General features: G+C 39.7%; 26 protein-coding genes and 1 tRNA gene. 6 read left to right on the forward strand and 21 right to left on the reverse strand.

The features are described 5' to 3' along the window. Window positions 1–12 precede the first annotated feature (12 nt). Window positions 13–1,092: a M42 family metallopeptidase gene (locus OZX68_06590; GenBank protein ID WEV60581.1), complete on the forward strand. Its 1,080-nt coding sequence runs from the start codon at window positions 13–15 to the stop codon at window positions 1,090–1,092. A gap of 45 nt (window positions 1,093–1,137) precedes the next feature. Here OZX68_06590 and OZX68_06595 read toward each other — a convergent pair whose 3' ends face one another. The 10 genes from OZX68_06595 to OZX68_06640 form a co-directional block, all read right to left on the reverse strand. Next, entirely contained in the window at window positions 1,138–2,850 is a 1,713-nt protein-coding gene (locus OZX68_06595) for a hypothetical protein (protein WEV60582.1), read from the reverse strand. A 143-nt stretch (window positions 2,851–2,993) separates the two neighbouring features. Beyond that, window positions 2,994–3,314: a DUF1292 domain-containing protein gene (locus tag OZX68_06600; protein WEV60583.1), complete on the reverse strand. Its 321-nt coding sequence runs from the start codon at window positions 3,312–3,314 to the stop codon at window positions 2,994–2,996. A 27-nt stretch (window positions 3,315–3,341) separates the two neighbouring features. Beyond that, window positions 3,342–3,761, reverse strand: coding sequence for a Holliday junction resolvase RuvX (ruvX, locus tag OZX68_06605; protein WEV60584.1), 420 nt, complete (start codon window positions 3,759–3,761; stop codon window positions 3,342–3,344). Further along, the gene (locus OZX68_06610; protein ID WEV60585.1) at window positions 3,761–4,027 is read right to left on the reverse strand and encodes an IreB family regulatory phosphoprotein; all 267 of its coding nucleotides are present in this window, start codon (window positions 4,025–4,027) and stop codon (window positions 3,761–3,763) included. The genes ruvX and OZX68_06610 overlap by 1 nt, the downstream gene beginning before the upstream one ends. A 151-nt stretch (window positions 4,028–4,178) precedes the next feature. Next, complete coding sequence (rpmH, locus tag OZX68_06615; GenBank protein WEV60586.1) at window positions 4,179–4,313, reverse strand: 50S ribosomal protein L34; 135 nt, start codon at window positions 4,311–4,313, stop codon at window positions 4,179–4,181. Window positions 4,314–4,467: 154 nt separating this feature from the next. Beyond that, window positions 4,468–5,406, reverse strand: a complete 939-nt coding sequence (locus OZX68_06620; GenBank protein WEV60587.1) for a Jag N-terminal domain-containing protein — start codon at window positions 5,404–5,406, stop codon at window positions 4,468–4,470. Window positions 5,407–5,450: 44 nt separating this feature from the next. Then, window positions 5,451–6,260: a YidC/Oxa1 family membrane protein insertase gene (locus OZX68_06625; GenBank protein ID WEV60588.1), complete on the reverse strand. Its 810-nt coding sequence runs from the start codon at window positions 6,258–6,260 to the stop codon at window positions 5,451–5,453. Further along, window positions 6,261–6,608: a ribonuclease P protein component gene (gene rnpA, locus OZX68_06630; protein WEV60589.1), complete on the reverse strand. Its 348-nt coding sequence runs from the start codon at window positions 6,606–6,608 to the stop codon at window positions 6,261–6,263. It abuts the gene before it with no gap. A 96-nt stretch (window positions 6,609–6,704) separates the two neighbouring features. After that, complete coding sequence (gene argH / locus OZX68_06635) at window positions 6,705–8,081, reverse strand: argininosuccinate lyase (protein ID WEV60590.1); 1,377 nt, start codon at window positions 8,079–8,081, stop codon at window positions 6,705–6,707. 63 nt (window positions 8,082–8,144) lie between these two features. Beyond that, the gene (locus OZX68_06640) at window positions 8,145–9,380 is read right to left on the reverse strand and encodes an argininosuccinate synthase (GenBank protein ID WEV60591.1); all 1,236 of its coding nucleotides are present in this window, start codon (window positions 9,378–9,380) and stop codon (window positions 8,145–8,147) included. Window positions 9,381–10,058: 678 nt separating this feature from the next. On the opposite strand from OZX68_06640, the gene OZX68_06645 reads away from it, so the two are divergent. Next, window positions 10,059–10,379 carry a hypothetical protein gene (locus OZX68_06645; GenBank protein ID WEV60592.1) on the forward strand — a complete coding sequence of 107 codons (321 nt, stop codon included), beginning with the start codon at window positions 10,059–10,061 and terminating at the stop codon, window positions 10,377–10,379. 214 nt (window positions 10,380–10,593) lie between these two features. After that, window positions 10,594–10,679 (forward strand) — tRNA-Leu (locus OZX68_06650). Between the two features lie 785 nt (window positions 10,680–11,464). Here the strand turns inward: OZX68_06650 and OZX68_06655 are convergent. Then, complete coding sequence (locus OZX68_06655) at window positions 11,465–11,989, reverse strand: dihydrofolate reductase family protein (GenBank protein ID WEV61395.1); 525 nt, start codon at window positions 11,987–11,989, stop codon at window positions 11,465–11,467. Window positions 11,990–12,183: 194 nt separating this feature from the next. Between OZX68_06655 and OZX68_06660 the strand changes: the two genes are divergently transcribed. From OZX68_06660 to OZX68_06670, 3 genes are all read left to right on the forward strand, one after another. After that, window positions 12,184–12,849: a VTT domain-containing protein gene (locus OZX68_06660; GenBank protein WEV60593.1), complete on the forward strand. Its 666-nt coding sequence runs from the start codon at window positions 12,184–12,186 to the stop codon at window positions 12,847–12,849. A gap of 92 nt (window positions 12,850–12,941) precedes the next feature. Continuing rightward, window positions 12,942–13,340: a CidA/LrgA family protein gene (locus OZX68_06665; protein WEV60594.1), complete on the forward strand. Its 399-nt coding sequence runs from the start codon at window positions 12,942–12,944 to the stop codon at window positions 13,338–13,340. Continuing rightward, on the forward strand, window positions 13,337–14,035 hold the full coding sequence (locus tag OZX68_06670) for an LrgB family protein (protein WEV60595.1): 699 nt from the start codon (window positions 13,337–13,339) through the stop codon (window positions 14,033–14,035). Before OZX68_06665 ends, OZX68_06670 begins: the two co-directional genes overlap by 4 nt. Window positions 14,036–14,108: 73 nt before the next feature. Here the strand turns inward: OZX68_06670 and OZX68_06675 are convergent, their stop codons facing one another. The 10 genes from OZX68_06675 to lpdA all read right to left on the reverse strand — a co-directional run bounded on the left by OZX68_06675 (window position 14,109) and on the right by lpdA (window position 25,595). After that, on the reverse strand, window positions 14,109–14,816 hold the full coding sequence (locus OZX68_06675; protein ID WEV60596.1) for an aquaporin family protein: 708 nt from the start codon (window positions 14,814–14,816) through the stop codon (window positions 14,109–14,111). 1 nt (window position 14,817) lies between these two features. Next, the gene (gene glpO, locus OZX68_06680) at window positions 14,818–16,656 is read right to left on the reverse strand and encodes a type 1 glycerol-3-phosphate oxidase (GenBank protein WEV60597.1); all 1,839 of its coding nucleotides are present in this window, start codon (window positions 16,654–16,656) and stop codon (window positions 14,818–14,820) included. Then, window positions 16,656–18,173: a glycerol kinase GlpK gene (glpK, locus tag OZX68_06685; GenBank protein WEV61396.1), complete on the reverse strand. Its 1,518-nt coding sequence runs from the start codon at window positions 18,171–18,173 to the stop codon at window positions 16,656–16,658. Before glpK ends, glpO begins: the two co-directional genes overlap by 1 nt. 120 nt (window positions 18,174–18,293) lie before the next feature. Further along, window positions 18,294–19,796 carry a helix-turn-helix domain-containing protein gene (locus tag OZX68_06690; GenBank protein WEV60598.1) on the reverse strand — a complete coding sequence of 501 codons (1,503 nt, stop codon included), beginning with the start codon at window positions 19,794–19,796 and terminating at the stop codon, window positions 18,294–18,296. Between the two features lie 104 nt (window positions 19,797–19,900). After that, window positions 19,901–20,566 carry a metal-dependent transcriptional regulator gene (locus tag OZX68_06695; GenBank protein ID WEV60599.1) on the reverse strand — a complete coding sequence of 222 codons (666 nt, stop codon included), beginning with the start codon at window positions 20,564–20,566 and terminating at the stop codon, window positions 19,901–19,903. Between the two features lie 78 nt (window positions 20,567–20,644). Then, a complete protein-coding gene (locus OZX68_06700) occupies window positions 20,645–21,274 on the reverse strand; it encodes a hypothetical protein (GenBank protein ID WEV60600.1) in 630 nt (209 codons plus the stop codon). A 255-nt stretch (window positions 21,275–21,529) separates the two neighbouring features. Further along, complete coding sequence (locus OZX68_06705) at window positions 21,530–22,447, reverse strand: metal ABC transporter substrate-binding protein (GenBank protein WEV60601.1); 918 nt, start codon at window positions 22,445–22,447, stop codon at window positions 21,530–21,532. Between the two features lie 2 nt (window positions 22,448–22,449). Beyond that, a complete protein-coding gene (locus tag OZX68_06710) occupies window positions 22,450–23,304 on the reverse strand; it encodes a metal ABC transporter permease (protein WEV60602.1) in 855 nt (284 codons plus the stop codon). Then, window positions 23,304–24,041: a metal ABC transporter ATP-binding protein gene (locus tag OZX68_06715; protein ID WEV60603.1), complete on the reverse strand. Its 738-nt coding sequence runs from the start codon at window positions 24,039–24,041 to the stop codon at window positions 23,304–23,306. Before OZX68_06715 ends, OZX68_06710 begins: the two co-directional genes overlap by 1 nt. Window positions 24,042–24,182: 141 nt before the next feature. Continuing rightward, window positions 24,183–25,595 carry a dihydrolipoyl dehydrogenase gene (gene lpdA / locus OZX68_06720; protein WEV60604.1) on the reverse strand — a complete coding sequence of 471 codons (1,413 nt, stop codon included), beginning with the start codon at window positions 25,593–25,595 and terminating at the stop codon, window positions 24,183–24,185. Between the last annotated feature and the right edge of the window lies 1 nt (window position 25,596).

Below are 25,596 nucleotides of genomic sequence, written 5' to 3' on the forward strand. Positions count from 1 at the left end.
AGGAGGTTAAAAATGAACATTAATGAAGAACAATTCTTATATGAACTAAGTAATGCCGACGGTATTGCTGGTCATGAGGGTGAAGTCCGTGAGATTTTCAAAAGGGAAGCTAAAAAATATACTTCTGATATTGAATTTGACGGTCTTGGAAGTGTTGTTGCACGCCTTGGTCAAGAAGGACCGCGTGTCCTTATGGCAAGCCACATGGACGAGGTTGGTTTCATGGTAACAAAAATCACTGATAATGGTTTTATCGAATTCCAGACCATCGGTGGTTGGTGGGCACAAGTAATGCTTGCCCAACAGGTTACTATTACAACAAGAAAAGGGGACAAGATTCAAGGTGTTACTGGATCTAAGCCACCGCACGTTTTAAGCCCTGAGGTTCGTAACAAGGTTTATGACATTAAGGACATGTTTATCGATCTTGGTATGTCAAGCCGCGAAGAGGTTGAAGCCCTTGGGATTCGTCCTGGTGACATGATTACACCAAGAATTGAGGCAACTCGTTTAAATGGTGGTAAATTCCTCCTTGGTAAGGCTTGGGATAACCGTATCGGAACTGCTATTGTCCTTAAGGTACTTGAAAACCTTAAAGGTGACGACACAGTCCACAACCAAATGTTCCTTGGAGCAGATGTTCAGGAAGAAGTTGGTCTAAGAGGAGCTCAAACCTTAACCCACCTAGTTAACCCAGACATCGCCTTTGCTGTTGATACTGGTACAGCTGGTGATACTCCAGGGATGACTCCTAAGGAAGCTGATAGCGTGCTTGGTAAGGGGCCTCAAATCCTTATCTTTGACGCTTCAATGATTCCCCATCAAAAACTTTTAAACTTTGTAACTGATGTAGCTGACGAATTACACATTCCTTACCAGCTAACAGTAATCGCTGGTGGTGGGACTGATGCTGGTAAAATGCACCTAAGCCACAATGGTGTACCAAGCCTTGCGGTCACTGTTCCTGTGCGTTACCTCCACAGTCACACTTCAATCATCCACGAAGATGATTACCTAAACACAGTTAAACTTCTAACTGAAGTAGCCCGTCGTTTGGATGACAAAACTGTAGCTGAAATCAAAGCTTATTAAAAGAAGGTAAGAAAAGTAAAAAAAATCCTACTCACGTAGGATTTTTTAATTACTAAAATTTTCCGTATCTGCGGGCATCTCATCATCAGATATGATTAGACCACTTACATCAAGAACTTCTGAGCTACTTTCAGAAGCTGGCTCACTAGTTGCAGGTTCACTAGAAGATCTTGCGATTGCCTCATCACTAAGTGCTTTTTCGTAAATACTATAACTTGGTGCATCAAATTTGACCGGTAGATAAGCTTCTTCTAAAATTCTAGCTATATTTTCTGGGACTTCCTTTTGGCTGTCAGCAATAATAAACTTAGGTGTTTTTTCATTAAAGCGTTGGTTATAATCAGTCATATATTTAGCTGGATAGTAGCTAGGGACTGGAACAGCACTAGCCACCCTCCTTGATAGATTATAAATATCCTTACCGTCGTCAAGAATAAGAATCTTATCATTTGCTTCACTGGCTGAGCTAATCATATTGGCAACCAGCATCTCCTCCTGATAAGGCTCCATACTCTTTAAAAGCCCAAAGAGTGAGTAGGAACCAAGGGCCAAGATTCCCACTACAGGTAAGAACCAATTGAGCTTAAGATAGGTCAAGATACTAAGTTTTTGCCTAGGAATATCCTCAAACATCGATGGTATAAATGGAACCACCAAAGGAAGGATAATAATTAAAGAGGCAAAGGAATTATTTGGTAGAAAGGCTAAAACTAGAATGGTAAGAAGGGCACTCATAAAGAGGCTTAGGAAGAAGGGCCTTCTAGCTCTTAAACCACCCACTAGTTTGGGACCAAATAAACTTAGGAAAATAAGAAGGTAGAGGCCTGCTGTTTTCAAACCTTCCATATCAAAGGCCATTCCCTTGAAAGGTAGGACAAACATCTGTTCATAGGCAAGGCCCAGATACTGATCCTTCAAAGGAAGGTAGCAGGCTGGATAGATGACAAGCATGGCTCCAAGAAGTAAAAGAATCAACTGATATAAAGTTTGACCAAATGCCTTTCTTGCAAGACCGCAAACCAGATAAGATAAAATCCCTACGACGGCAAAGATAAATACTACAGGCATTATAAGGATTCCCACAGTCAGGTAAAGACCTAAAAGGAAAAACTTACCATCAGAAACCTCTCCCTTGAAGTAATCAAGAAGAATATCGACTGAAGCTATCAGCGGTATGATAGCCATCTGAGCTGAAGAGTCTCCCCCTCCTGCCAGGATAAAAATTAGGACAAGGTTAAAAATACTAGAAATTCTCGCTAATTTATAGCTGCCGCCATTTTTAAGGATAAGTCTGCCCAGCATGATTGATGAAACAATCAAGCATAAAAGCTCAATCCCCCATAAAATCCAAGTATCATTACTTAGATTCCCCAGCTGATTTATCAAAAAGAAGATAATCCCGTCATTTGAATAAAAATGCTCATAAGGATATTGACCGTGACTCATGGCAAGCCCAGAATAAAGATTTTCTGCAACCTTTTCTGCTGGACTAAAAGGGTTTAGGGGCATAGATTTAAAGCTAAAGGACACTAAAATAGCCAAAAGAATAATCAAGGGATAGGTCTTCAACTTTCTATAGCTTTCAGCATATCCGCTGGTACTATGGGTAGGCTGATTTTCAATTGCCTCTTCTTCTAGGTATTCAAATGTTGACTCTAAGTCCTCATCATCCCTTAATGGTTCATCTATGGGTTTACTGGGTTCATTATTGGCACGCCCATTTTTACTAAAACGGCGGGCATAGGTTTTTTTACTCATCTTAACTCCATCTCCAAAATATTAAGTCAATAATAGCAAAAAAAGGAAGTTTTCGCAATTAAGGTAAACAAGGGTCTCCTTGTCCTCCAATAAGCAGAGGCTTCAAAAGTAAAAAAAATCCTGGGATTACTCCCAGAACTTTTTTATTCTTCTGTTTCTTCAACAAATGAATTGAATACTTCTTCAATCATATTCCATTCTTCTTCAGCATCCTCAGCGATTGGTTGAAGTTCCCCTTCAACGCCATTTTCGTCTTGAGTATAAGCATAGGCTTGAATTTCAATCTCGCCATTTTCATCTTCCTCAACACCGCTTGGAACAACAAGAATGTAGTTTTTACCAAATTCTTCTTGGCCATCAATGGTCAAAAGAATTTCATAAAGTGACTCATTTCCTGCTTCATCAATTAAAGTAATGAATTCTTGATTGTGGTCGTGATTGTGATCATGATTATGTTCTGTCATTGTCTTCTCTTTCCTATCTTTATTTTCTTATCTGTGGATTTCTAAATAGTTTTGCAGGATAATTACCGCCGCTAACTTATCGATAACCTGCTTACGCTTACCACGGCTGGTATCATTTGAAATAAGCATCCGCTCAGCTTCTGCTGTTGATAAACGCTCGTCTTGGTAGTCAACTGGAAGACCATAACGCTCTTCAAGAAGAGCCCCGTACCTTTGGCTGGCCTCAGCCCTTGGGCCAAGTGTGTTGTTCATGTTCTTTGGTAGACCCAGGACAAAACGACCTGGTTTTTGCTCTTTTACAAGCTCATCCATCCGTTCTAATCCAAAATCACCTGCTTCTTCGTCAATCCTTATGATTTCAAGACCTTGGGCAGTAATTCCAAGGAGATCACTTACAGCAACTCCCACAGTCTTACTACCTACGTCTAGGCCTAAAATTCTTTCCATCAAATATCTGCACCTTGATTCTTTAAATATGATTTGATTAACTCTTCAACGATATCATCACGATCAAAGCGACGAATCATGTTTCGAGCATCATTGTGACGAGGGATATATGCCGGGTCCCCTGATAAGACATAACCTACCATTTGATTAATCGGACTATAACCCTTTTCTTCAAGTGCCCTGTAAACAGAAAGAAGAGTCTCACTCATCTCTTTTTTACTTGAATCATCAAATTCAAAGCGAACTGTTTCATCTGTGAATCCCATAATCTCACCTCTTTCTAACTATAGGTCTAATTATAAGGTATTTTGTGGATATTTTCAAATTATCCTACCCGTATAAGAAAGGATATAAAGGTCACGCGGGCAATAAAAAAATCGCAAGCGCTCGAGTTCGCTCTACGATTTTTTTGAACTATTATGCAGAGATTACTGCACGTCCTTTACGACGACGTGACGCTAATACGCGACGTCCGTTTTTAGTAGCCATACGTTTACGGAAACCGTGTGTTTTTTGGCGTTTACGTTTACTTGGTTGGTAAGTACGTTTCATTTCTGGAACCCTCCTGTTTTATTCTATTTATGTCTAGCCTAGGCTTTACTTGTTCGAATACTAAACATACCAAACTATTTTAATATATTTAAGTCTAGTTTGTCAATAGCATCTTTTGTAATTTTATTCATTTGTTCATTAAGTAGTAAGGAATCTACATGCCCTTTTCCCTATAAACAATAACAGACCTTTTTGAATCTTGTCCCTTAGAATAGCTTGTGATTCCTGCTTCTTCTGAAATAAGATTGTGAATGAACTTTCTCTCATGGGACTGTAAATCCTCAAGTTCAACAACCTCGCCAGCTTGGGCTTTTTCAACGGATTTTCGAGCCAAGGACTTTAGGTAAAGCTCCCGTTTGACCAAATAACCTGCAACATCAATGGTTATTTTAATGTAATCTTTGGCTAAAAGACTTGCATAGGCCTGGGTTAGGGCTTGCAGGCTTTGTAAAATTTTACCGTGCTTGCCAATCAAGAGGCCGCCTTGATCAGAGCTTAAATCAATTTTTATGAGGCCATGATTCTCCATATAAGAAGAGCTGATAGAGGCCTTAATCCCCATATTAAAAATTATCTCAAGCAGGTAGTTTTCAACCTGGATCAAAAGTTCATCTTTGGGCTCACTTACTTTTTCAAGTGATTTTTCTATATCAGGCAAATCTTCCTTACCTGTCTCTGAAATAAGCTTTTTAACCCCTAAATTATCGTCAAGGGCCAGATTAAAACTTTCCCTGGCCTCCTTCATGATCAACTCTTTTTCCAGATCACTAAGGCCTGTTTGACTCTCTTTTTCAGCCAGGCGAACAGCCTTAACAACATGACTGAGCTCAAGGGTCAAATCCTTATTACTTTTAACTTTTTTTCGGTCAAAGCTCTTTATCCGGCTGCCCTTTAAAACTTCATAATCAGCCCTTCTTTGGGTTTCTTCATCAATTATTTCAATATCAACCCGGGCTCTTTTAACTCCAAAGCCCAAAAAACCCTTTTTCTCATGCTGAACAATACTTATATGAACTTTTTCACGGCCAACATTAAGACCTCTAAGACCTCTTTCAATTGCTTTTTCAACCGTTTCGCCAGTAAAAATAGTCATATTTCTCCTTCAAAATCACTTTCCGCTAAAATAAATTTTAGCTATCATTTTTTCTTTGTCGCCTTTTTCAGGGCTTTTTCCTTGGCACGAATCTTGGCCTTTTCTGCTTCAAGGCTTGCTTCACGTTCCCTTTGAATCTTGAATGGATTATTTAAAAGCAAGGTCTGGAAGGCTTGGAAGGCATTTGATACCGTCCAGTAAAGGGTCACCCCACTTGCCATATTTAAGGACATAAAAAGAATCATTACAGGCAAAAGGTAGGTCATGCTTGTGGTCATATTGTTTTTTTCACTTGTAGCCTTCATGGTTAGCCATGAGCTTACAAAAGTAAAGAGGGCCGCAAGAATTGGAAGGATGTAGTAGGGATCCTTTTGGGAGATGTCAAGCCATAAAAAATGACCATCCCTTAGAAAATCAACACGGGTTAAGGCTTGATAGAGCCCCGTTAAAATTGGAAGTTGGATTAAAAGGGGGAGGCATCCAATCATGGGATTGGCATTATTTTCTGAATAAAGAATTTGCGTTTCTTCGCTTAAAAGCCTGCGGCTTTCAGGATCTTTACCAGGATACTTAGCCTGAAGGGCCTTAAGTTGTGGCTGAATCTCTTGTAGTCTTCTGCTTGATTTGATTTGAATATTCATCAAAGGCAAAAGAGCTGTCCTAATAATTAGGGTAAATAAAATAATACCAATACTAATTGAGCCACCAAAGGATAAGAATTTAATAATCTGAGCAAAGGCATAAACCAATTTTTCCCAAACTCCAGGTGTTGCTGCTGTAACATCACTTCTTCCACAGCCTGTAAGGACTAGAAGCATGACGAGGCTTAAAAGGCCCGCTAATCTTTTTTTCACTTAATCTAAGTCTCCATCTCTATAAATATTTGCATGCTTTAAGGCATGTTTGAGGTTCTTTTTGAGGTCCACAAAGTCCAAATCCTCAGCACCCGCACGGGCGATAACCAAAAAATCATAATCCTCAATACTTGGAGAAAATTCCATTAGGGCATGGCGAATGAGCCTTTTTACTCTGTTTCTACAAACAGCATTACCAAGCTTCTTGCCTACTGATATTCCCACCCTGAAATTTTCCTTTTGGGCTTCATCCCTGTAGACAACAAATTTTTTATTGGCAAAACTATTCCTTTTTCCTAAGATTCTTTGAAAGTCTTGGGAGCTTTTGATTCGATATGATTTTTTCATTGAATCCTCACTTTACTAAATTACATTCAATCTTCCCAATTATAACATAAAAGCCTAAAAACGTACATAAACAGTACATTTTTAGACCCTAATTTCTTAAAAATCTTCTTTTTTAGCTCTTCTTATCTGGTCTTTGACTGAATCAAATCCTGTTCCCCCATAAGAATTACGCCTAGCTACAGCAGTTTTTGACTCTAAATAATGGTAGATATCTCCATCAATCAAATCTGACAAACTTTGATAGTAATCAAGGGGTAAATCTTGCAGGTAACAAGCCCTTTTAGTACACTCCAAGACTAGTTTACCCACAAGCTCATGGGCTTTTCTAAAGGGTAGACCCTTTGAAGCTAAGTAATCAGCGAGTTCAGTCGCATTTGAAAAATCTTTCTTGGTTGACTCTTCCATGACCTCCTTGTTTACTGTCATAGTCTCAAGCATCGAAGCCATAATATCAATGGATTTCATAATGGTATCTGCTGTATCAAACATCCCCTCCTTATCTTCCTGTAAGTCCTTATTATAAGCCAGAGGAAGGGACTTCATGACGGTCAAAAGACCAATCAAATCGCCATATACCCTCCCTGTTTTCCCCCTAATTAACTCCGCCATATCAGGATTTTTCTTCTGGGGCATGATACTTGAGCCGGTTGAAAATTTATCAGAAAGGCTTATAAAATTAAATTCATGGCTGCACCAAAGGATTATCTCCTCACAAAAGCGACTCAGATGCATCATAAGGATACTTGCATTACTTAAAAATTCCAGGATAAAATCCCTATCGCTGACAGCATCCAAGGAATTTTCATAGGGCTTTTCAAAGCCTAGTAAATCTGAAGTAAGCTTTCGGTCAATGGGAAATGTGGTCCCCGCAAGGGCTGCTGCCCCGAGAGGCGACAGGTCAGTGTGCTTTAGATTAAAGTTAAAGCGTTCAGTATCCCTTGTAAACATTTGATAATAGGCCAGAAGATGGTGACCAAAACTTATGGGCTGGGCGTGCTGCAAGTGGGTATAGCCTGGCATTATGGTCTCAGTATGCTCACTTGCAAGTTTTAATAGAACCTTTCGTAAATTTGTAAGTTTTTCATCGACCTTCAAAAGAACCTTCTTGAGATACAGGTGCATGTCTGTTGCAACCTGATCATTTCGGCTACGAGCCGTGTGAAGTTTCCCAGCCAAGGCTCCAATCTCTTTATGAAGCTTAACTTCCATATTCATATGGATATCTTCATTGGCTTTGTCAAATTCAAGCTCACCTGCTGCACATTTATCCTCAAGGGTCAAAAGACCACTCCTGATGATTTCAGCCTCTTCCTCATTTAAGACTCCTGTTTGAGCAAGCATGCTTAAATGAGCTAGACTTCCTGTTAAATCCTCTTGAGCCAGCTTTTGGTCAAAGTCAATCGACGCTCCAAATTCCTCCACCCAGTCATCAAGAGAAGCTTCAAAACGACCTCCCCAAAGTTTTTCTTCCATCTTCCTACCCCTATCTTTACTTTACTTATCTTTATTCAACCCATGTAATTTTATGCAGCTATTTTAGTGGGCCCCATTAGATTCTTTGACACCCTCAGCTTCCTTAAGGACCTTGGCCTGAACCTCGCTATTGACCTTTGTTGGTAGGCCCCAAAGCTTGATGAAACCAACGGCAGCATCCTGATCAAAGGTATCAGAACTTGTATAGGTTGCAAGATTTTCATCATAAAGGGAATTAGGTGATTTTCTGCCGACAACCACAGCCATGCCCTTAAATAAACGAACCCGAGCCACTCCATTGACTGGCTTTTGGGTCTCCTTAATGTAAGAAATCAAGCTATCAGTTGCTGGATTAAACCAAAGTCCATTATAGATTAGATTTGAAAATTCATTTTCAATAATGGGTTTAAAATGTGCCATCTCCCTAACTGTTGTCAAATCTTCTAGCTCCTTGTGAGCAGCCAGTAAGGTCACAGCAGCAGGACATTCATAGATTTCACGAGATTTAATCCCGACCAACCTATTTTCTACATGGTCAATCCGACCAATCCCGTGGTTACCAGAAAGGCCATTCAATTTCTCAATCAAATCAGCAAGCTTTAATTCCTCCCCATCTAAGGCTGTAGGAACTCCCTTTTCAAAGGTAATTTCAATATATTCTGGCTGATCAGGTGTGTCACTGATGGCCTTAGTGATACCATAAGCATCTTCAGGAGCCTCAATCCAAGGATTTTCTAAAATACCACATTCATTGGCCCGCCCCCAAAGGTTTTGATCCACTGAATAAGGACTGTCTAAAACAGCAGGAACCGGGATACCGTGAGCCTTAGCGTAGTCAATCTCCTCCTCCCGGCTCCACTTCCATTCACGCACAGGAGCAATGACCTTAAGACTAGGATCTAAGGCATTTATGGCAACCTCAAACCTGACCTGATCATTTCCCTTGCCCGTACAGCCGTGGGCAATGGTTGTTGCTCCGTACTCATGAGCCGCCTCTACCAATTTTTTAGAAATCAAGGGGCGAGATAGGGCCGATACTAGGGGATACTTTTGTTCATAGTAAGCATGACCTTGCAGGGCATAGAGGACATAGTTCTCTGCAAACTCATCCTTCACATCAATCACCTTAGAGATGATAGCACCTGTTGCTAGAGCCTTATCATGGATAAAATCCAAATCCTTGCCCTCACCTAAATCAAGACACACAGCTATAACATCATAGTCCTCAGCAAGCCACTTAATGGCTACAGATGTATCAAGTCCCCCAGAATACGCCAAAATAATCTTTTCCTTCTCCATCACTTACTCCTTTTTATGTATAATAATTCATTTGTACGTATAATAATACATAAATATGAATCAGTCAAGTATTTTGTTAATTTTTATTTACTTTCGAGATAATATTTTAATTATTTATAATCAAAAATTCATTAAATATAAAAAGCACCCATCAATCAAAGGGTGCTAGAAGTGCTAGTTAACCGAATCAATATGGCTATAAATAAATCCCATCAAAAGAGCAAAGATTATTGTTAGAGGACCCTTGATAAAATGTCCTCCTAATAAACCACATACCCCTAAGTAAAACAATTGCAAGCAGCAGATTAGTAGTATTACCTTCTTAATTCTTCCCTTGCTCATAGGGCAATCATTGTTGGAAGCCATGCAGCTATCCAAATCATCCTAATAAACATAAAATCCTCCCAATAATGTGCTTATTGTATCATGGTTTTTTCCCAGAGAACAAGGCTCTTCCTGCTCATATTCCTAGTAAGTTTTCTAAAGGGGAAACTGATTGGCTAGCAGATTCTGATAACAAAAGGACAGACAAATTAGACGTAAACAATTCCTGAGGGACTCAGACCCAAAGGCCCTCTAAGTTATAAGTTGACCATGCGACAAGTTTAAATTTGAGTAAGACCAGGGCTTATGTTACATTTAGGTTGTCGCCGAACCATCTTATTATAAGGAGAATTTATGAAAAAGAAAATTTTAACTCTAGCCTGTCTACTTGGGCTTACAGGTCTTGCAGGCTTCCAATTTTTAGGAAACACCAAGACAGCAAGTGCCAATGACTTACAAACAGTAAGCTCCCAGCAAGTAAATCTTGTGACGACTGACCTTCTGGCTAAGTCAGATCAGGATAAGAAAGAGGATAAAAAAGAGCACGGATACCACTGGAAATGTTGGACTTGCGGTTATTCTAGCCACAAACACATCTTTGCATCCACAGCTGTTAGTGCAGCAAATCTTCATTACATAAAATATGAACACAGGACTTCCGTTATTCCAAACTAAATTATAAAAGGGCTATCAAGGAGCAGGTTTGCTCCTTTTTTGTATCTGATGAAGTTTATAGGCTTTAGGAGATATGTTAGGAAAATTTAACCACCTTTTTAGCATAGCCCATAAAGCTACTTGCTAAAAATCCCTTAAGCTTAGCCAAATTTACTAAAATTTCAAAATTAATCTTGTCAAAGTAGGTTACTAATGTTATACTAGTAGGGTACTAGCGGAGATGGCGGAATTGGCAGACGCGCAAGACTAAGGATCTTGTGACCGTTTTAGGTCGTGAGGGTTCAAGTCCCTTTCTCCGCATTGAGTATGTAGAGTCCTAAGGGGCTCTTTTTTTATCCTTTTGTTTATCTCCTAACTGGGCTTAAGGGTCACTAGAGGACGATTAAAACTTATATTATAGACATTTGCGTAAATACAGGCATACAAAAAGCAATCATCTCGATTGCTTTTTAATTATTCCACAGACTTGCAAGCATTTTGAAATCTGATTTTCCTGTCGCTTTCCTACTCAAAAAAGTAACTATTTAATCACTCTTTTATGATAAATAGATTTTATACAAGAAACAACTAGCACTGATAGGTAGATAAGATTAAGCATAAATAGAATAACCACAAGGTTAATACCAAAGCTTGAAGAGATGATCATAATCAGTAAGGTCAAGAAAAGTAAGGGATAATACAATGTTAAAAATGATATTGTCCTTGTATCAAATATCGCTCTCATCATTAAACTTGATTTAATCCATGATGTTAGAAAAATGGTGCCAACTACATCACCTATCGAAAAAAACAAAAGGACTAAGTATTTGTTGTGCCTTGATGTAGAATCCCCCAAGCCAGCAAAATGGGAAGCAATATTTTCCGGCAAAAAGGGTAGGGATAGGAGGAATAAAACAAGTGTAACTATTAGCACTAAAAGTAAACTTTTGGATTTCATCTTACTACTTTCCTTCTTCAATCTAAAAATTAAGGTAGATTATGCCAAGTTTTTCTCTATTTTACGACTTTCATAAGCCTTATACAATAAGCATAGGTTAATTAACAACATCTAATCAAGATATGGGCCTTTTAACAAGCCATATCCCTTAAACTTTTTTCTTAAAATGAAGTTCGACCATCTCACCCATGACCGTTGAATCAAGGAAATCAAGCCGGTAGTTATAATCACCCTCCTCAAACAATCGCTTACCCCTTCCAAGTAAAACAGGGGCAATCTGCACCCAATATTCATCAATTAAATTTTCCTCCAAAAGGGGCTTTAAAATACCGCCACCACCAACAATCCAAATGGCTCCGCCTGTTTTTACCTGTTGGGCCTTAATGATATCAAGGACGTCACCCTCAACAAAGGTCGTATTGGGATGCTTGCCCGTCTTTTGATGTGAAAAAACAAGCTTTTCCTTACCAGGATAGAGCTCAGCCTCCCCAAGCATCTTTTTGGTCTCCTCATAGGTCTTTCTACCCATCACAAAGGTTTCGACAGCCGCTTCAAATTTTTCATAGGTTGAAACATTGTTTAAATCAGTCTGTAAGAGCCAGTCCAAATTATCATTTTCATCAGCTAAAAAACCATCCAAACTTATGGCCCCATAAAATACAATTTTCCTCATCATCTTCCTCCCCGCAAGTTTCTAATATCTTCATAGGAATGATAATATAAATTTATCTATAAAACAATTTAAAGCTCACAAAATCATAGATAGCCCTAAAATCCCTAGTTTGAACCCTAATATTTTCGCCCTATGCTATAATAATGTTAAGATAAGAATCAAGCTTCATAGAAAAAGAGAGAAAAAGGAGGATTATGAAAAAACTACTCACCCCAAGAAATGTGATTGTTGCTACAAGCTTATTGATTTCAGCCATTATCCTATATAAAATAATTTTAGAATATCTACCAGATTTAAAACTCCTTGTTAATCCAGCAGGCAACAAGGAATTATTTGTTGAACAATTTAGGTCCCACGGCAATAATGTCATCTTTTTTTTAATTATTCTTATTACCATTATTAATGCCACACCAGGCCTATCATCTGCCTTTATCTGCATTCTTTCAGGGCTGACTTTTGGGCCCCTACTAGGTAGCCTTGTTAACATCGTAGGTAGCCTACTTGGCAACCTGCTTTCCATTGTTGTCATGGGAAAATTTACTACCCTGGCAGAGAAGGCCAGATCCAAAAAATGGGTTAAAAAGATTGAACACGCTAAAAATCCCAGCCTAGAACTTGTAATCGCCTATATCATTCCTATAATTCCCGTTTTTTTGGTCAACTACACCCTAAGTATCTTCAAATTTTCCCTGGCCAAAAAAATATTCATCATCCTCCTAGGTGTCCTCCCTACCTCAATTATTTATGCCTACGGGGGAAATTCCATCCTTGAAGGTCATATTAAGGGAATCATCATCTTTGTAGCCATTACTCTAGTTATCGTCTTTTTTACCTATTTGCTTAAAAAAAGTGATGACTAGTTGAATAAACTTCAATCCACCCTTAAAAGAATTGAATTTTACAGGTCAAAGGACTATCATAGATGTGAACTTTAAATATCTAGGAGATTTCCATGAAAATATACTTTCAACTACTAATCATCTTCGGCCTATCCTTCATTGGGGACAGCCTATCAAACTTCTTCAACCTGCCCGTTCCAGGAAGCATTATTGGCATGATTATCCTCTTTCTTTGCCTGCAATTCAAACTTCTTGACCTTGAAAAAATTGAAGAGGTCGGTGATTTTTTGATCAACAATATGACCATCCTCTTTCTTCCAGCAGGGGTTGGAATTATGGCCAAGTGGTCGATGATTTCTGCCTACTGGTGGCAAATAAGCCTCATTATCCTTTTGATGATGATTATCAATATTTTTATTTTGGGCCGGGTGGTACAGTTTGTTAAAAACAAATACGAAGGAGATTATCCAGGACTTGTAGACCTTACAGAAGACAAGGGGGACGCAAAATGATGCAACTTACTCAGTCGCCCCTCTTTGGTCTAACCCTAACCATCTTAATCTTTACCCTCTCTTCAAAGGTCAATGAAAATGTACCTAGAGCCTGGACCAATCCCCTCCTTCTTTCAACCCTTGCCATTATTGGATTTTTACTTGTTTTTAAAATTCCCTATGATAATTACTACAAGGGAGGCGAAATTTTAAATGATTTAATTGGCCCATCAACAGTCGCCCTGGGTATCCCCCTTTATAAGACCTTCCATCTAATGAAGCATCATATTAGGTCAATCACCATAAGTATTGGGCTTGCGGCCCTTGTAAATACTACAATCACAGCCCTTTTAGTAAAATTTTTGGGCCTACCAAAACTTGCTCAATTGTCCCTCTTTCCTAAATCAGTAACGACTGCCATGGCCATGGGAATTACAGATAAAATCCACGGGGTCGTCACCATAACAATTGTAGTGGTTGTAGCAACAGGTATCCTAACAAGTGCCCTGGGTATCCCCCTTTTAAAATTATTTAAAATAGATGATCCAGTAGCTCAAGGCATTGCCCTAGGTGGCACAGGACATGCCGTTGGTACAGGATCAGCCATCATGCTTGGAAAAACCCAAGCTGCTATGGCAGCTCTTTCAATTGGGATGACTGGTATCATGTATGTTATCTTTGTGCCCCTTGCAGCCCACATCATCTTAGGCTATTAGACTGAAAGAAAAAGAAAAAAGAACCCGCCTTATCCTTATTGAACTATTAGGTAAGGCTAGGTTCTTTTTTATTTTAAAGGGGAAGGACTGAAAAGACTAAAGCAGCAAGCACTGCCCCAACAATTGGTCCAAAGATTGGCACCCATGAATAGGCCCAGTCAGAGTCACCCTTGCCCTTGATGGGAAGGATTTGATGGGCTAAACGAGGGCCCAAATCCCGAGCTGGATTTAAGGCGTAACCTGTAGGGCCTCCAAGTGATAGCCCAAGGGCTAGGATTAGGCCACCGACTGCAAAGATATTAACGCCACCTGCAAAATCCTGCATGCCAAACGATAGGATTCCAAAGAGGAGGACAAAGGTTCCAATTGCTTCTGTGACGAAGTTTGCTGCATAATTCCTTACAGCAGGCCCTGTCGCAAAGGTTCCCAAAATTGCATCCTGATTCTTAGTTTGATCCCAGTGGGGCAAGTAGGCAAGCCAGACCAAGATAGCCCCCAAGAAAGCTCCTGCCAGCTGGGCTAGAATAAAGGGGATAACCTGCGAATAAGGTGTAGCTCCATTGATGGCCATGGCGATGGTCACAGCTGGATTAAGATGGGCTGGGCCCAAGTAACTTGACATGAAGGCCGCCATGGTAACAGCCATACTCCAACCAAAGGCTATGGCAAGCCAACCTGCTCCTTCTGCCTTTGACTTCTTAAGATTTACAGCAGCACAGACACCATCTCCCAAGAGGACAAGAAAGAGGGTTCCGATAAATTCTCCTAAAACTGGTGCCATTTTACATATCTCCATTCTTTAAGTAGGCAAGGTCTGACTCAGCAACAACCTCCTTAAGCTTATCTAAGGCAAGCTCCTTCTTAGACTCATCCCAGGCCAGATAGTCAGCCATTGCTTCAACAACAGGACTTATTAGATCATCAAGGCTGTCCCTTTCAAAAAGAATATGATTAGTTCTTCTCATTAGATAATCACTAGGCCACAAGGTCATCTCTTCACTAAGGGCATAGAGGAGGCGAGCTGATTCAGCCAGGCTAAGGCCAGGATAGGCTTCCATGTCACGAGCTAAATCAAATATTTTAAGGGAGTTCATGCCATAAAAATCAGCTATGTACCTTGCCTCTTCTTCAGAAAGACCTGCCAGAAGACCTGCCTTCATATTTTTTTCAACCGTCTCTTCAACCTTAGTATTGTCAAAGTCTCCACCTGACACTGGATATTCCTTGGAATCAACTTCTTTAAACTTTTGTCCGTACTTACTTTCCAGTAAATCACGAATTAAATCAAGGGCCCCTTGAGCCATCTTACGGTAGTCAGTAATTTTACCACCAGCTAAGGTAATCAAGCCATCGTCTTCTACATCAAGGTAAGAGCCACGAGATACCTGTGAGGGAGAAAGCTCTTTTTCAGCTCGGCTGCTTTCAAGATTATTAAGGACTTCCTCCACATCTTCTTTGGTGGCCTTCTTGTCCTTATAATCAAGGACGATATCAATAACCTGCTCAAAACTCTTGTCTGATACACTTCCATTATCGCCCCCATTGTAGTCAGAGCCAGAATTCCCACCTAAAAGAGGTCGAAGGCCTGCCCAACTTGATTCAATATCAGAAAGCTTGATATCTGCTTGAGGGTATCTGTAGTTAATGACCTCTAGGAGGTAGTCAACATCCTCCTGGGTAACCTTGGGGTCAAGATAATCTCCCTTATAGTCAGTATCAGTTGTTCCAAAATAAGTCTTATCCTCTCTTGGAATGGCAAAGACCATTCGACCATCGTGCTTTCCAGTATCAAAGTAGGTAGGTTGAGGTACAGGAAGTTTTTTGGCATCAACCACCAAATGAACTCCCTTGGTTGGTCGCATCATAGCTTTTACAGGGCGGGTAAAATTAAGGCTTCTTACCTTATCAACCCAGGGACCACCAGTATTAATCACAAGCTTGGCCTTAATTTCAATTACTTGATCACCTTCAAGATCACGAGCCTTAACGCCATTTATTTTTTGCTGGTCATCATAGGTAAAACCTACAACTTTCATCCGACTGATGGCATAGGCTCCGTCTTCAACGGCCTTTTTAATATTTTCAATTACAAGCCTTGCATCGTTATTTCTAAAATCAAGGTAGACCCCAGCCCCCTCTAAGCCGTCCTTTTTAATATAAGGCTCACGCTCTAAAACCTGCTCAGGTGTTAGGGTGTAGTTTTCATATTTTGTACCAGTAACATTAGCCAGTCTATCATATAAGTCCATAGCCACCTTGACTGAAAACATATCAAAGGTTGTTGGCCCTTCGTCATTATAAATCGGTAAAAGCATGGGGTCTGGCTTAGGAATATGGGGAGCAATCCTTTGTACGACTGCCCTTTCTCCTACTGTATCAGCCACAACTTCCACATCAAAATTCTTAAGGTAACGAATGCCTCCGTGGACTAGCTTGGTTGACCTTGATGAGGTTCCTTCAGCAAAGTCCTGCATTTCAATAATTCCTGTTTTCATGCCAGCCGCTGCTGCTTGAAGGGCTACACCAGCCCCTGTGATACCTCCACCAATGACTAATAAGTCAAGCTCACCCTCTTGAATTTTTTCTATTGATTTTTCCCTCGAATACTTCGAAAACTCCATTATTTTTCCCCTTCCTTATCACTAGCAAATAACCTGGTCGCCTTAACAGCACGTTTCCAACCCTTGTATAAATCTTCCCTGCGACCTGCATCCATATCGGCTTCAAACATATCTCCTAGGGCATAAAATTCACGGATTTCATCAATGTCCTTCCAATAACCTACTGCAAGACCTGCTAGAAAGGCTGCACCAAGGGCTGTAGTCTCAAGATTTCCAGCCTTTTGAACGGGTACATCTAAGATGTCTGACTGAAACTGCATGAGGTAGCTATTGTTGGCAGCTCCCCCATCAACCTTGAGGACAGGAATGTTGATCCCCGTATCAGCCTCCATGGTCTCAATAACATCACGCACCTGGTAGGCAATTGATTGCAGGGTAGCCTTAACAATATCGTTGTCGCTTGTTCCGCGGGTTAGACCAAACATCGAACCCCTTGCTTCCTGATCCCAATAGGGAGCACCAAGTCCAACAAAGGCTGGCACCACATAAACTTCATCATCATTGGTCGATTTTTTAGCGGCCGCTTCTGAATCACTTGAGTTTTCAATCATATGTAGGCCATCTCTCAACCACTGGATAGATGAGCCGGCTACAAAGATACTTCCTTCAAGGGCATAGTAGATTTTTCCGTTAATACCGTATCCAATAGTTGTAAGTAGCTTGTTGTCTGAATACTGAGGACTTTCCCCTGTATTCATAACGATGAAGGAACCAGTCCCGTAGGTATTTTTCACCATCCCAGGCTCAAAGGCCATCTGACCAAAGAGTGCTGCCTGCTGGTCTCCTGCCATTCCTGAAATTGGAACCTTACTACCAAAGAAGTGATAGGCCTGAGTTTCTCCGTAAATTTCTGAATTTGAAGCCACCCTTGGAAGCATGGCCACAGGTATATTTAGGAGGTCCAAAATCTCTTGGTCCCACTTCAAGTCATTAATATTAAAGAGCATGGTTCTGCTGGCATTAGAGTAGTCAGTCACGTGGACATCACCATCAGTAAGCTTCCAAACCAACCAGCTATCAATGGTACCAAATAAAAGCTCTCCCTTTTCAGCTCGCTCCTGGGCACCTTCAACATTATCTAAAATCCAGCGAATCTTGGTTGCTGAAAAATAAGCATCGATTACAAGCCCTGTTTTCTTGTGGAAAAAGTCCTCATAACCATCCTTCTTGAGCTGATTAGCGATACCTGCTGACTGCCTTGACTGCCAGACAATGGCATTATAGATGGGCCTACCTGTCTCCTTCTCCCAAATAATGGTTGTTTCACGCTGGTTAGTAATACCAATTCCTGCAATCTGATCAGGCTTAATCCCTGACTCAATAAAAGAACCTGCTATTACTGATTGCACTGAATTCCAGATTTCATTGGCATTATGCTCAACCCAACCTTCTTGGGGGAAGTACTGGGTGAATTCCTTTTGGGAACTACTTATGTGATTACCTTTTTTATCATAAATAATTGCCCTTGAGCTTGTTGTACCTTGGTCGATGGCCATAATATATTTGTCTTCCACAATTTTTCCTCCTAATGTATCCGCTTTCTATAAAGCTATAATATCCTTTTTTTAAAAACTTTTACCATCAAAATATCACATGATTTCATCAATTTTTGACAGTTTTTTCTAAAAAACCTTATTTTATATGCCTTCAGAAAGATTATTTGAAATCTTAATTTCTTCGATTAAGGCTTCAATCTGCCTTAAATCATAATTACTTTCATATTCAGACAGACGATACAACTTGCAATTTTTATTGACCTTGATTGACTGCCGGCAGGTTATTAGAAGATCATAATCCTGCTTGGGATTATAGCTTTCAATATTGATCCCCTCCTGACCCATTCTTAAATTTTGATAAAGATAGTGACTATAATTTAGGGCAAATATGGGCAGACTTTCTTGGTCGATGGCAATATTGACTAAACCTGTACTATTAAAGTCAATGAAGGAGAGGATATTGATATAGCTTACCAGCAGGTAATTTTTGACCCCGCAGGCAGGTTCCTCCTTCTTATAGTTCTTAAGCTCCTTGAGGGCAATAGCCTGTAATTTACTAGCCAGCCTAAACAAATCCCTACTTATGAGATTTTTTTGCCTCCTTAAAAGATTAGTCCAGTCATACCTTTCTAGGGAACCATCAAAGAAAAAAAGGCGATTACTACTTTTAGCCAAATAAAAGCCAACCTGCTTTTCAAGCTTAAGCGATATCCTCCTAGTCGGATAGTGCTTCAAAATATACTCCCTAATATAGACATCAAGCATGGCTGTCGGAAGCCTCTTACTCCGCAAAAGCTCATAGCCATACTGCCTCTTCTCATCAAGAAGACCCAAGGAGTTGACAAAGGCATAGAGGGCCAGACTTTCAAAGTCAACATTCTTAGAATGAAGCTTCCTAGCATAGACCTCAACAAAGGGCCTAATATCCTGGTAGAGTTGGTCCACCTGAAAAATTTTATTAGCCCGTCTTAAGGGAATTTTTTTATCACCCAGTAAACGAATCCGCAAGCGACTGATTTCCAGCCAAATTAAGAGCCTGGCCTCAAGGTCTGAGCTGACCTTATCAAGGGAAAATTCAGCCAACAAATCTCTTGCTACCTGCCTCACCTGCTTCTTTGAAAAATATTCACCAAAGAAGCTGGTAGAATTTTGGTACATGTATTCAAAAATAAGGAAGTAAAAATAGCGAATCTGGATTTCTTCCCCTTCCATACTGCCATTTTTGATGAAAAGACCGAATTCTTTTAGTAATAGATTAAGTTTTTTTATCCTGCGAAAGATTGACGATTCACTGATCGAAAATTTTTGGGCCAGGTAAACAATCGATAGCTTCTGCTCAACCATAAGCTCCCTTAAAAAAAGGAACTCAAGACTATCCTTGAGATAAAAGGCTGTAATTCGGTCAAGATTAAGGCCAGGCCTAAGGCTTAGGCTTACAAAAGTTTGGCTAAGCTTGAAGCTAATCCCACAACTACCCATAAGCTCAAGCTCACAAAGCTCCTTCATATAGAGTTTTAGCGTATTGATTGATAGATTAAGGTGATGACCAAGCTCACTTAAACTAACCTCATCATTTAAGATTAAATAACGCAAGAGCTCAATCTTTAAGGACTCTCTTTTATCAAGTAGTGCTTCTATTCTCATACCTTCTCCAAATCTTATAAAGTCATCATTATCTACCTCAAGAATATAATCATTTGGAAACACTGTCAAAAATTTCACCCATTTAAAAGAAAAAAACCAGGACTTTAGTCCTGATTTTCTGGATTTTTAAGGGCATAAATTTTATGGGCAAAGTCAGGACTTATAGCTATCTTGGCTCCAGGAAGAATAAGTGAGATCTCATCGCCTTCCTTAAGGAGTTCAGTTTCCTGATCAAGCTTTAAGCCACTTTTTTCAACAAAGTCTAAAAGCTCAGTTGAGTCATCAAATCGTTTAATAAGGATTTTATCGCCATCTTCAAAGTCAAGAAGGGATTCCCCGTACTCTTCATGGATAATCTCACCCTGCTTAATTAGGCTACCGTGAGGGCAGGTAGTTGGCTGGCCTAGAAAATTATACAGGCGGTAGAAAAAATCTGGGTCCTTAACATGCTCAAGCTCTTCTGCCAAGTCATGGACCTCCCTTAGGGAGTAACCCAGCTTATCGTACAGGAATCGCTCAAAAATTCGATGGTTGTTGATTATTCTTGCCGTATCATAAGCCCCCTTATCACTAAGAATTGCTCCCTTGTAGGGGGTATAGCTTATATAGCCCTTCTCTGCCAACTTCAAAAGCATTTCAGAGACCGATGGAGGTGAGACCTTGAGTTTTTGGGACAGCACCTTATTGGACACATGATTGTTGAGCCCTCCATTTTGATATATAGCTTTTAGGTAATCTTCTTGGTTAGCATTATTGACATGTTTCTTCATCTGACCGTCCTCTCTTTCCTTAATTCTACCATTATTTTTTAATAAAAAAACCTATATGTAATATATAGGTTTTCTTGTTTAGAATGTAGATGTTAGTTCTGCTGTGTATTTGATTGTCGCCACTACCATATCACCAGGGCTAACGCGTAGATCTTTTCCAACGAGATTTGATTCTACTGAAATGCTTTTAAGTTCCTTAGTAGAATATCCAGCCTTAGGACCAAGTTCATCATACGCGAATACTTTTGTACTTACGCCTGGGCTAAGTTTGACTGTTGGGTTACTAGAAGATTTAAAAACAATAGTTGCTAATTTAGCAGGAATTCTAGCTAACTCTTTCCCACCTCGGTCAGTCTGTATTATATCGTTTGCCAAGGTTGCCGATACTGCCCATTTAGTCTTACTATTGGAACTAAAAACTTCTATCTTATCATTAGCAATATCCTTGTACTCAATTGTAAAATTAGTGTCAGTCAGGACTATTGTACTTGCAGTATTATCAGTCGAGATTGATTTAAGCTTTACAGTATCACCACCTTCTACAAATGATGCCTTAATATTTTGATCCTTTGTATCCGTAATTGTAGGCTCTGCTGGCGGGTTTGTTGGCGGGTTTGTTCCATCAGCGTGGACCAGGTTAGTCCCGCCAAGGGCAACTGTGGCTAAGAATACTGTAGCCAGTGCTAGTAACTTCTTAAATGAATTCATGTCACTACTCCTTCTATTTTTAAAAGGGCCAGGTAGAAAGAATAATTTTATAAATAATCAATAATTTCGGTTGTGGGTTTTCTACCTGACCTTAGGTACAATATTACTAGAGGTAATATTTGGGCAACAGGATACAGTATAACATACATGTATATATACCACAATATTTTGTATTTTTATGCATAAAAAATAAAAAACTCACAAAATAGCGTGAGTTTTATTAAGAAAATATTAATTTTTAAAAGTACTAAAATTTTATTTTAGACCTTGGTAAATATTATTTATGTTCCACTCCATCATTTGATAGTAACTATCACCTTCCTCACCTTCCTTGGCTAAAGAATCTGTAAAGAGCTTGGAAGCAATCTTGCGACCAGTGTTTCTTGCCACAGCTTCCATGGTTTTAGGTGAAACGCTTGTTTCAACAAAGAGGGCCGGAACATCACGCTCCTTAACAATATCATCAATCCTTACCATCTGCTCAGGTGTACCTTGATTATCGGTGTTAATTTCCCAGATGTATTCAGCATCCATGGCGTAGCGTTTAGCAAAATACTTAAAGGCACCCTCACTGGTTACAAGAACCCGTCTTTCTTCAGGAATTTCAAGTAATTTTTTGGCCCCTTCTTCATCTAATCTTTGCAGTTTAGCAATATAGCTTGCGGCATTTTTTTCATAGACATCCTTGTTTTTAGCATCGTATGAAACCAGCTGATCCTTGATATTTTCCACGTATTTTATTCCGTTTTGAATATTAAGCCAGGCATGGGGATCTTCTGTCTTTTCACTTGAATCTTCCGTCAAATAAAGGGGAGTCACACCTTTTGTAAGCTCATAGGCATGGTCTTCCTTTCTTGAGTTAACAAGCATCTTTTCAAACCAACCCTTGGCTGTCTCAAGATTAAAGCCATTATAAAAAACCAAATCAGCCTTATCCATCTTCTTACTATCCTCAGGCGTTGGCTCATAGGAGTGGGGGTCAACTCCAACAGGTACAATATTATTAACTGAAACCTTATCACCACCTACATTTTTAACCATGTCTCCGATGATTGAGTAGGAAGCAACAACATTTATCTTATCACTATCTGCATCTTGACTCTTTTTAGAACAAGCAGCTAAGGCCACAAAAGAGGCAAGCATTAAGACTAGATAAGTTAATTTTTTACGCATTATTATTTACTCCTTTTATATTTAGTAAAATTGATAAAATTATTTTTCGGTGAAAGAACAAATGAAATCATGAAAACAAGGGATCCAATCAAAACAATGGTTGCACTTGTTGGCAGATTATAGTGAAAGCTGATAAAAACTCCCACCAGGCCATAGAGAACACCCAAAAGGCTTGAGCTTAAAATCATCTTAGACAGATGCTTTGTCCACAAGTAGGCCGTGGACGAAGGAATAACCAGCATGGCAACGACAAGGACAATCCCAACCTCTGAAAGAGAGGATACTGTAAAAATCGTCAAAAGAAACATGAGAAGATAGTGGTAAAAATCATTTTTTAGGCCGTAGGCCTTAGAAATAACCGGATCAAAACTTGTAATCAAAAGCTCCTTGTAAAAGAGGCAGATGATAAAAATTACCACAAACATCAGGATGACTGACTGAAAAATCTCCTGGGGCGTGACCGCCAAAATATTTCCAAAGAGGACATGATTCAAATCAACTCCACTCTTAAGATTACTAATTAGGACAATTCCTAGGGCAAAAAATGAAGATAAAACAATCCCAATTGCCGTGTCAGCCTTGAGTTTACTTTTCTTGCTGATAAATTCAATCAGCATGGCCGCAAGGATTCCAAAGATACTGGCACCTATTAAGGCATTGATTCCAAGCATGTAAGATACCGCAACACCAGGTAAAACTGCATGTGAGAGGGCATCGCCCATGAGTGACAGCTGCCTTAAAACGATAAAACTTCCAAGAATGCCAGACACTATTCCCAAGGTCACTGATATAAGGAGGGCATTGGTCATACTCACTGGAAGATTTAAAAAATCAGCCAACCAAAATAAAATATCCATTAATTTTTTACCCCCTTTAAATCAAGATCAAACAAGGTCTGTCCGTAAGCCCGCCCAATCATATCTCTAGTGAAAATTTCAGCTACTGGGCCAGCTCCCACTAGTTCCTTGTTGATAATAATTAGGTTATCAAAATAGTCCGTTACCTTATTAAGATCATGATGGACAGTCAGAATGGTCTTCCCCTGGGCCTTCAAATTATCAATAATATCAATGATTATTCTTTCACTCACCATATCGATTCCAACAAAGGGCTCATCTAAAAAGTAATAGTCAGCTTCTTGAGCCAGGGCACGTGCAATAAAAACCCTTTGAAGCTGTCCACCTGAAAGGCTCGATAAGGGAGCATTCTTATAATCCTCTAAACCCACCTCTTCTAAGGCCTTAAGAGCAAGCCCCCTTTCCCAAACGCCAGGTCTTTTAAAAAGTGGTAATTTGGGATAGGTTCCCGTCAAGATTACCTCAAAAACTGTAATCGGAAAGGACAAATCAATCTCACTTCTTTGGGGAACATAGGCAATCCTCCTCTTCAAAGATTGGATAGTTCGGTCATTAAAATAACCGTCTCCCCCTGCCTTTTTTATCAAGCCCAAAAGGGACTTTAAAAAAGTTGATTTACCAGCCCCATTGGGGCCAATTATTCCAATTGAACTTCCTAGGGCATCGATTTCAAAATTGATATCCTTTAGGGCCTCACGCCCCCCGTAGGAAACACTTAATTCCTTTACTTTAAACATAGAAACCTCTTATTTTTTGATTTTAAATATTTTATAATAATTACTTTGTTAATTTAGTTTAACCTAAATTTTATTTTTAGGCAAGCCTTAATTATTTATTAATAAAAAAAGTAATGGGTAAGATGCCCATTACTTGATTTTTTAAATATGGATTGGTAGACCATCAGCAAGTTCACTTGTATCCATGATTGCTTCACCCAAGGTTGGATGGGGATGGATGGTCATTGAAATATCTTCGCTGGTTAGACCATTTTCAATGGCTAAGGAGAATTCACTGATCAAATCACTAGCTCCAGGGCCTGCAATTTGAGCTCCAATGATGACATGTTCCTTCTTGTCGCTTACAATTCGGACAAAACCATTTGTTTCATTCATGGTGATGGCACGCCCATTGGCTGCAAATGGGAATTTTGAAACTATAACATCAAGTCCCTTCTCTTTGGCACTCTCAGGAGTTTCTCCCATGGTTGCAAGCTCAGGATCACAGTAGGCAACAGCTGGAATGGCTACTGCACAGTTGGTGAAGTCTTCTCCTGCAACTACTGCTGCAGCAACTTTTGCTTCGTAACTTGCCTTATGGGCAAGCATTGGTCCCTCAACAATGTCACCAATGGCATAGATATGAGGTACACTTGATTGCTGGCGATTATTGACAACAATCTGACCGCGGTCAGTAAGTTTAACATCTGTGTTATTAAGCCCAACCTCATCAGTATTAGGACGGCGACCAACAGAAACTAGACAGTAGTCAGCTTCAATTGTCTCTTCCTTCCCATCAACCTCATAGGTAACCTTAACAGAATTTTCATCCTGTTCAGATTTTTTAGCCATGGCATTAGTTATGACCTTAATTCCCTTTTTAGTAAACTGCTTAAGGGCTACATCAATCATCTCTTGGTCAAAACCATTTAAAATATGTGGCAGTCCTTCAAGAATTATAACCTCAGACCCCAGATTGGCATATGCACCTGCAAGTTCTGAACCAATAACCCCACCACCGATAATAATAAATCTTTTTGGAACCTCTGGAAGAGAGAGGGCACCAGTTGAATTTACTACTCGTCCTTCAAATTTGAAGTTAGGAATTTCAATGGGACGGCTTCCTGTCGCCACGATACATGACTTAAATTCAAGCAGATGAGACTCATCACCTGAGATAACATTTAAGACTTGATTGTCGTTAAAACGAGCTTCTCCTCTAAGGATTTCCACCTTATTCTTTTTAAGGAGCATCTCAACTCCTCCAGTCAGGGTTTTAACAACCTTATCATTCTTCCATTTCTGAGTTTCTTCCCAATCAAGGGTTGCTCCCTTAGAATGAACTCCCATGATTTTTTTCTCATCATGGATTTGGTCATAGTAAGCATGACCTGCATTAATTAGAGCCTTTGATGGGATACAGCCCACATTAAGACAGACTCCACCAATGTTATCACGCTCAACAATAACGACCTTTTGTCCTAACTCAGCTGCACGGATGGCCGCAACATAACCTCCAGGACCACTTCCAATAACAACTAAATCAACACTTTTTGCCTGAGAACCTACAACCATT

It is taken from the genome of Streptococcaceae bacterium ESL0729 (assembly GCA_029391995.1).
In the GTDB taxonomy this organism is placed as follows: Bacteria; Bacillota; Bacilli; order Lactobacillales; family Streptococcaceae; genus Floricoccus.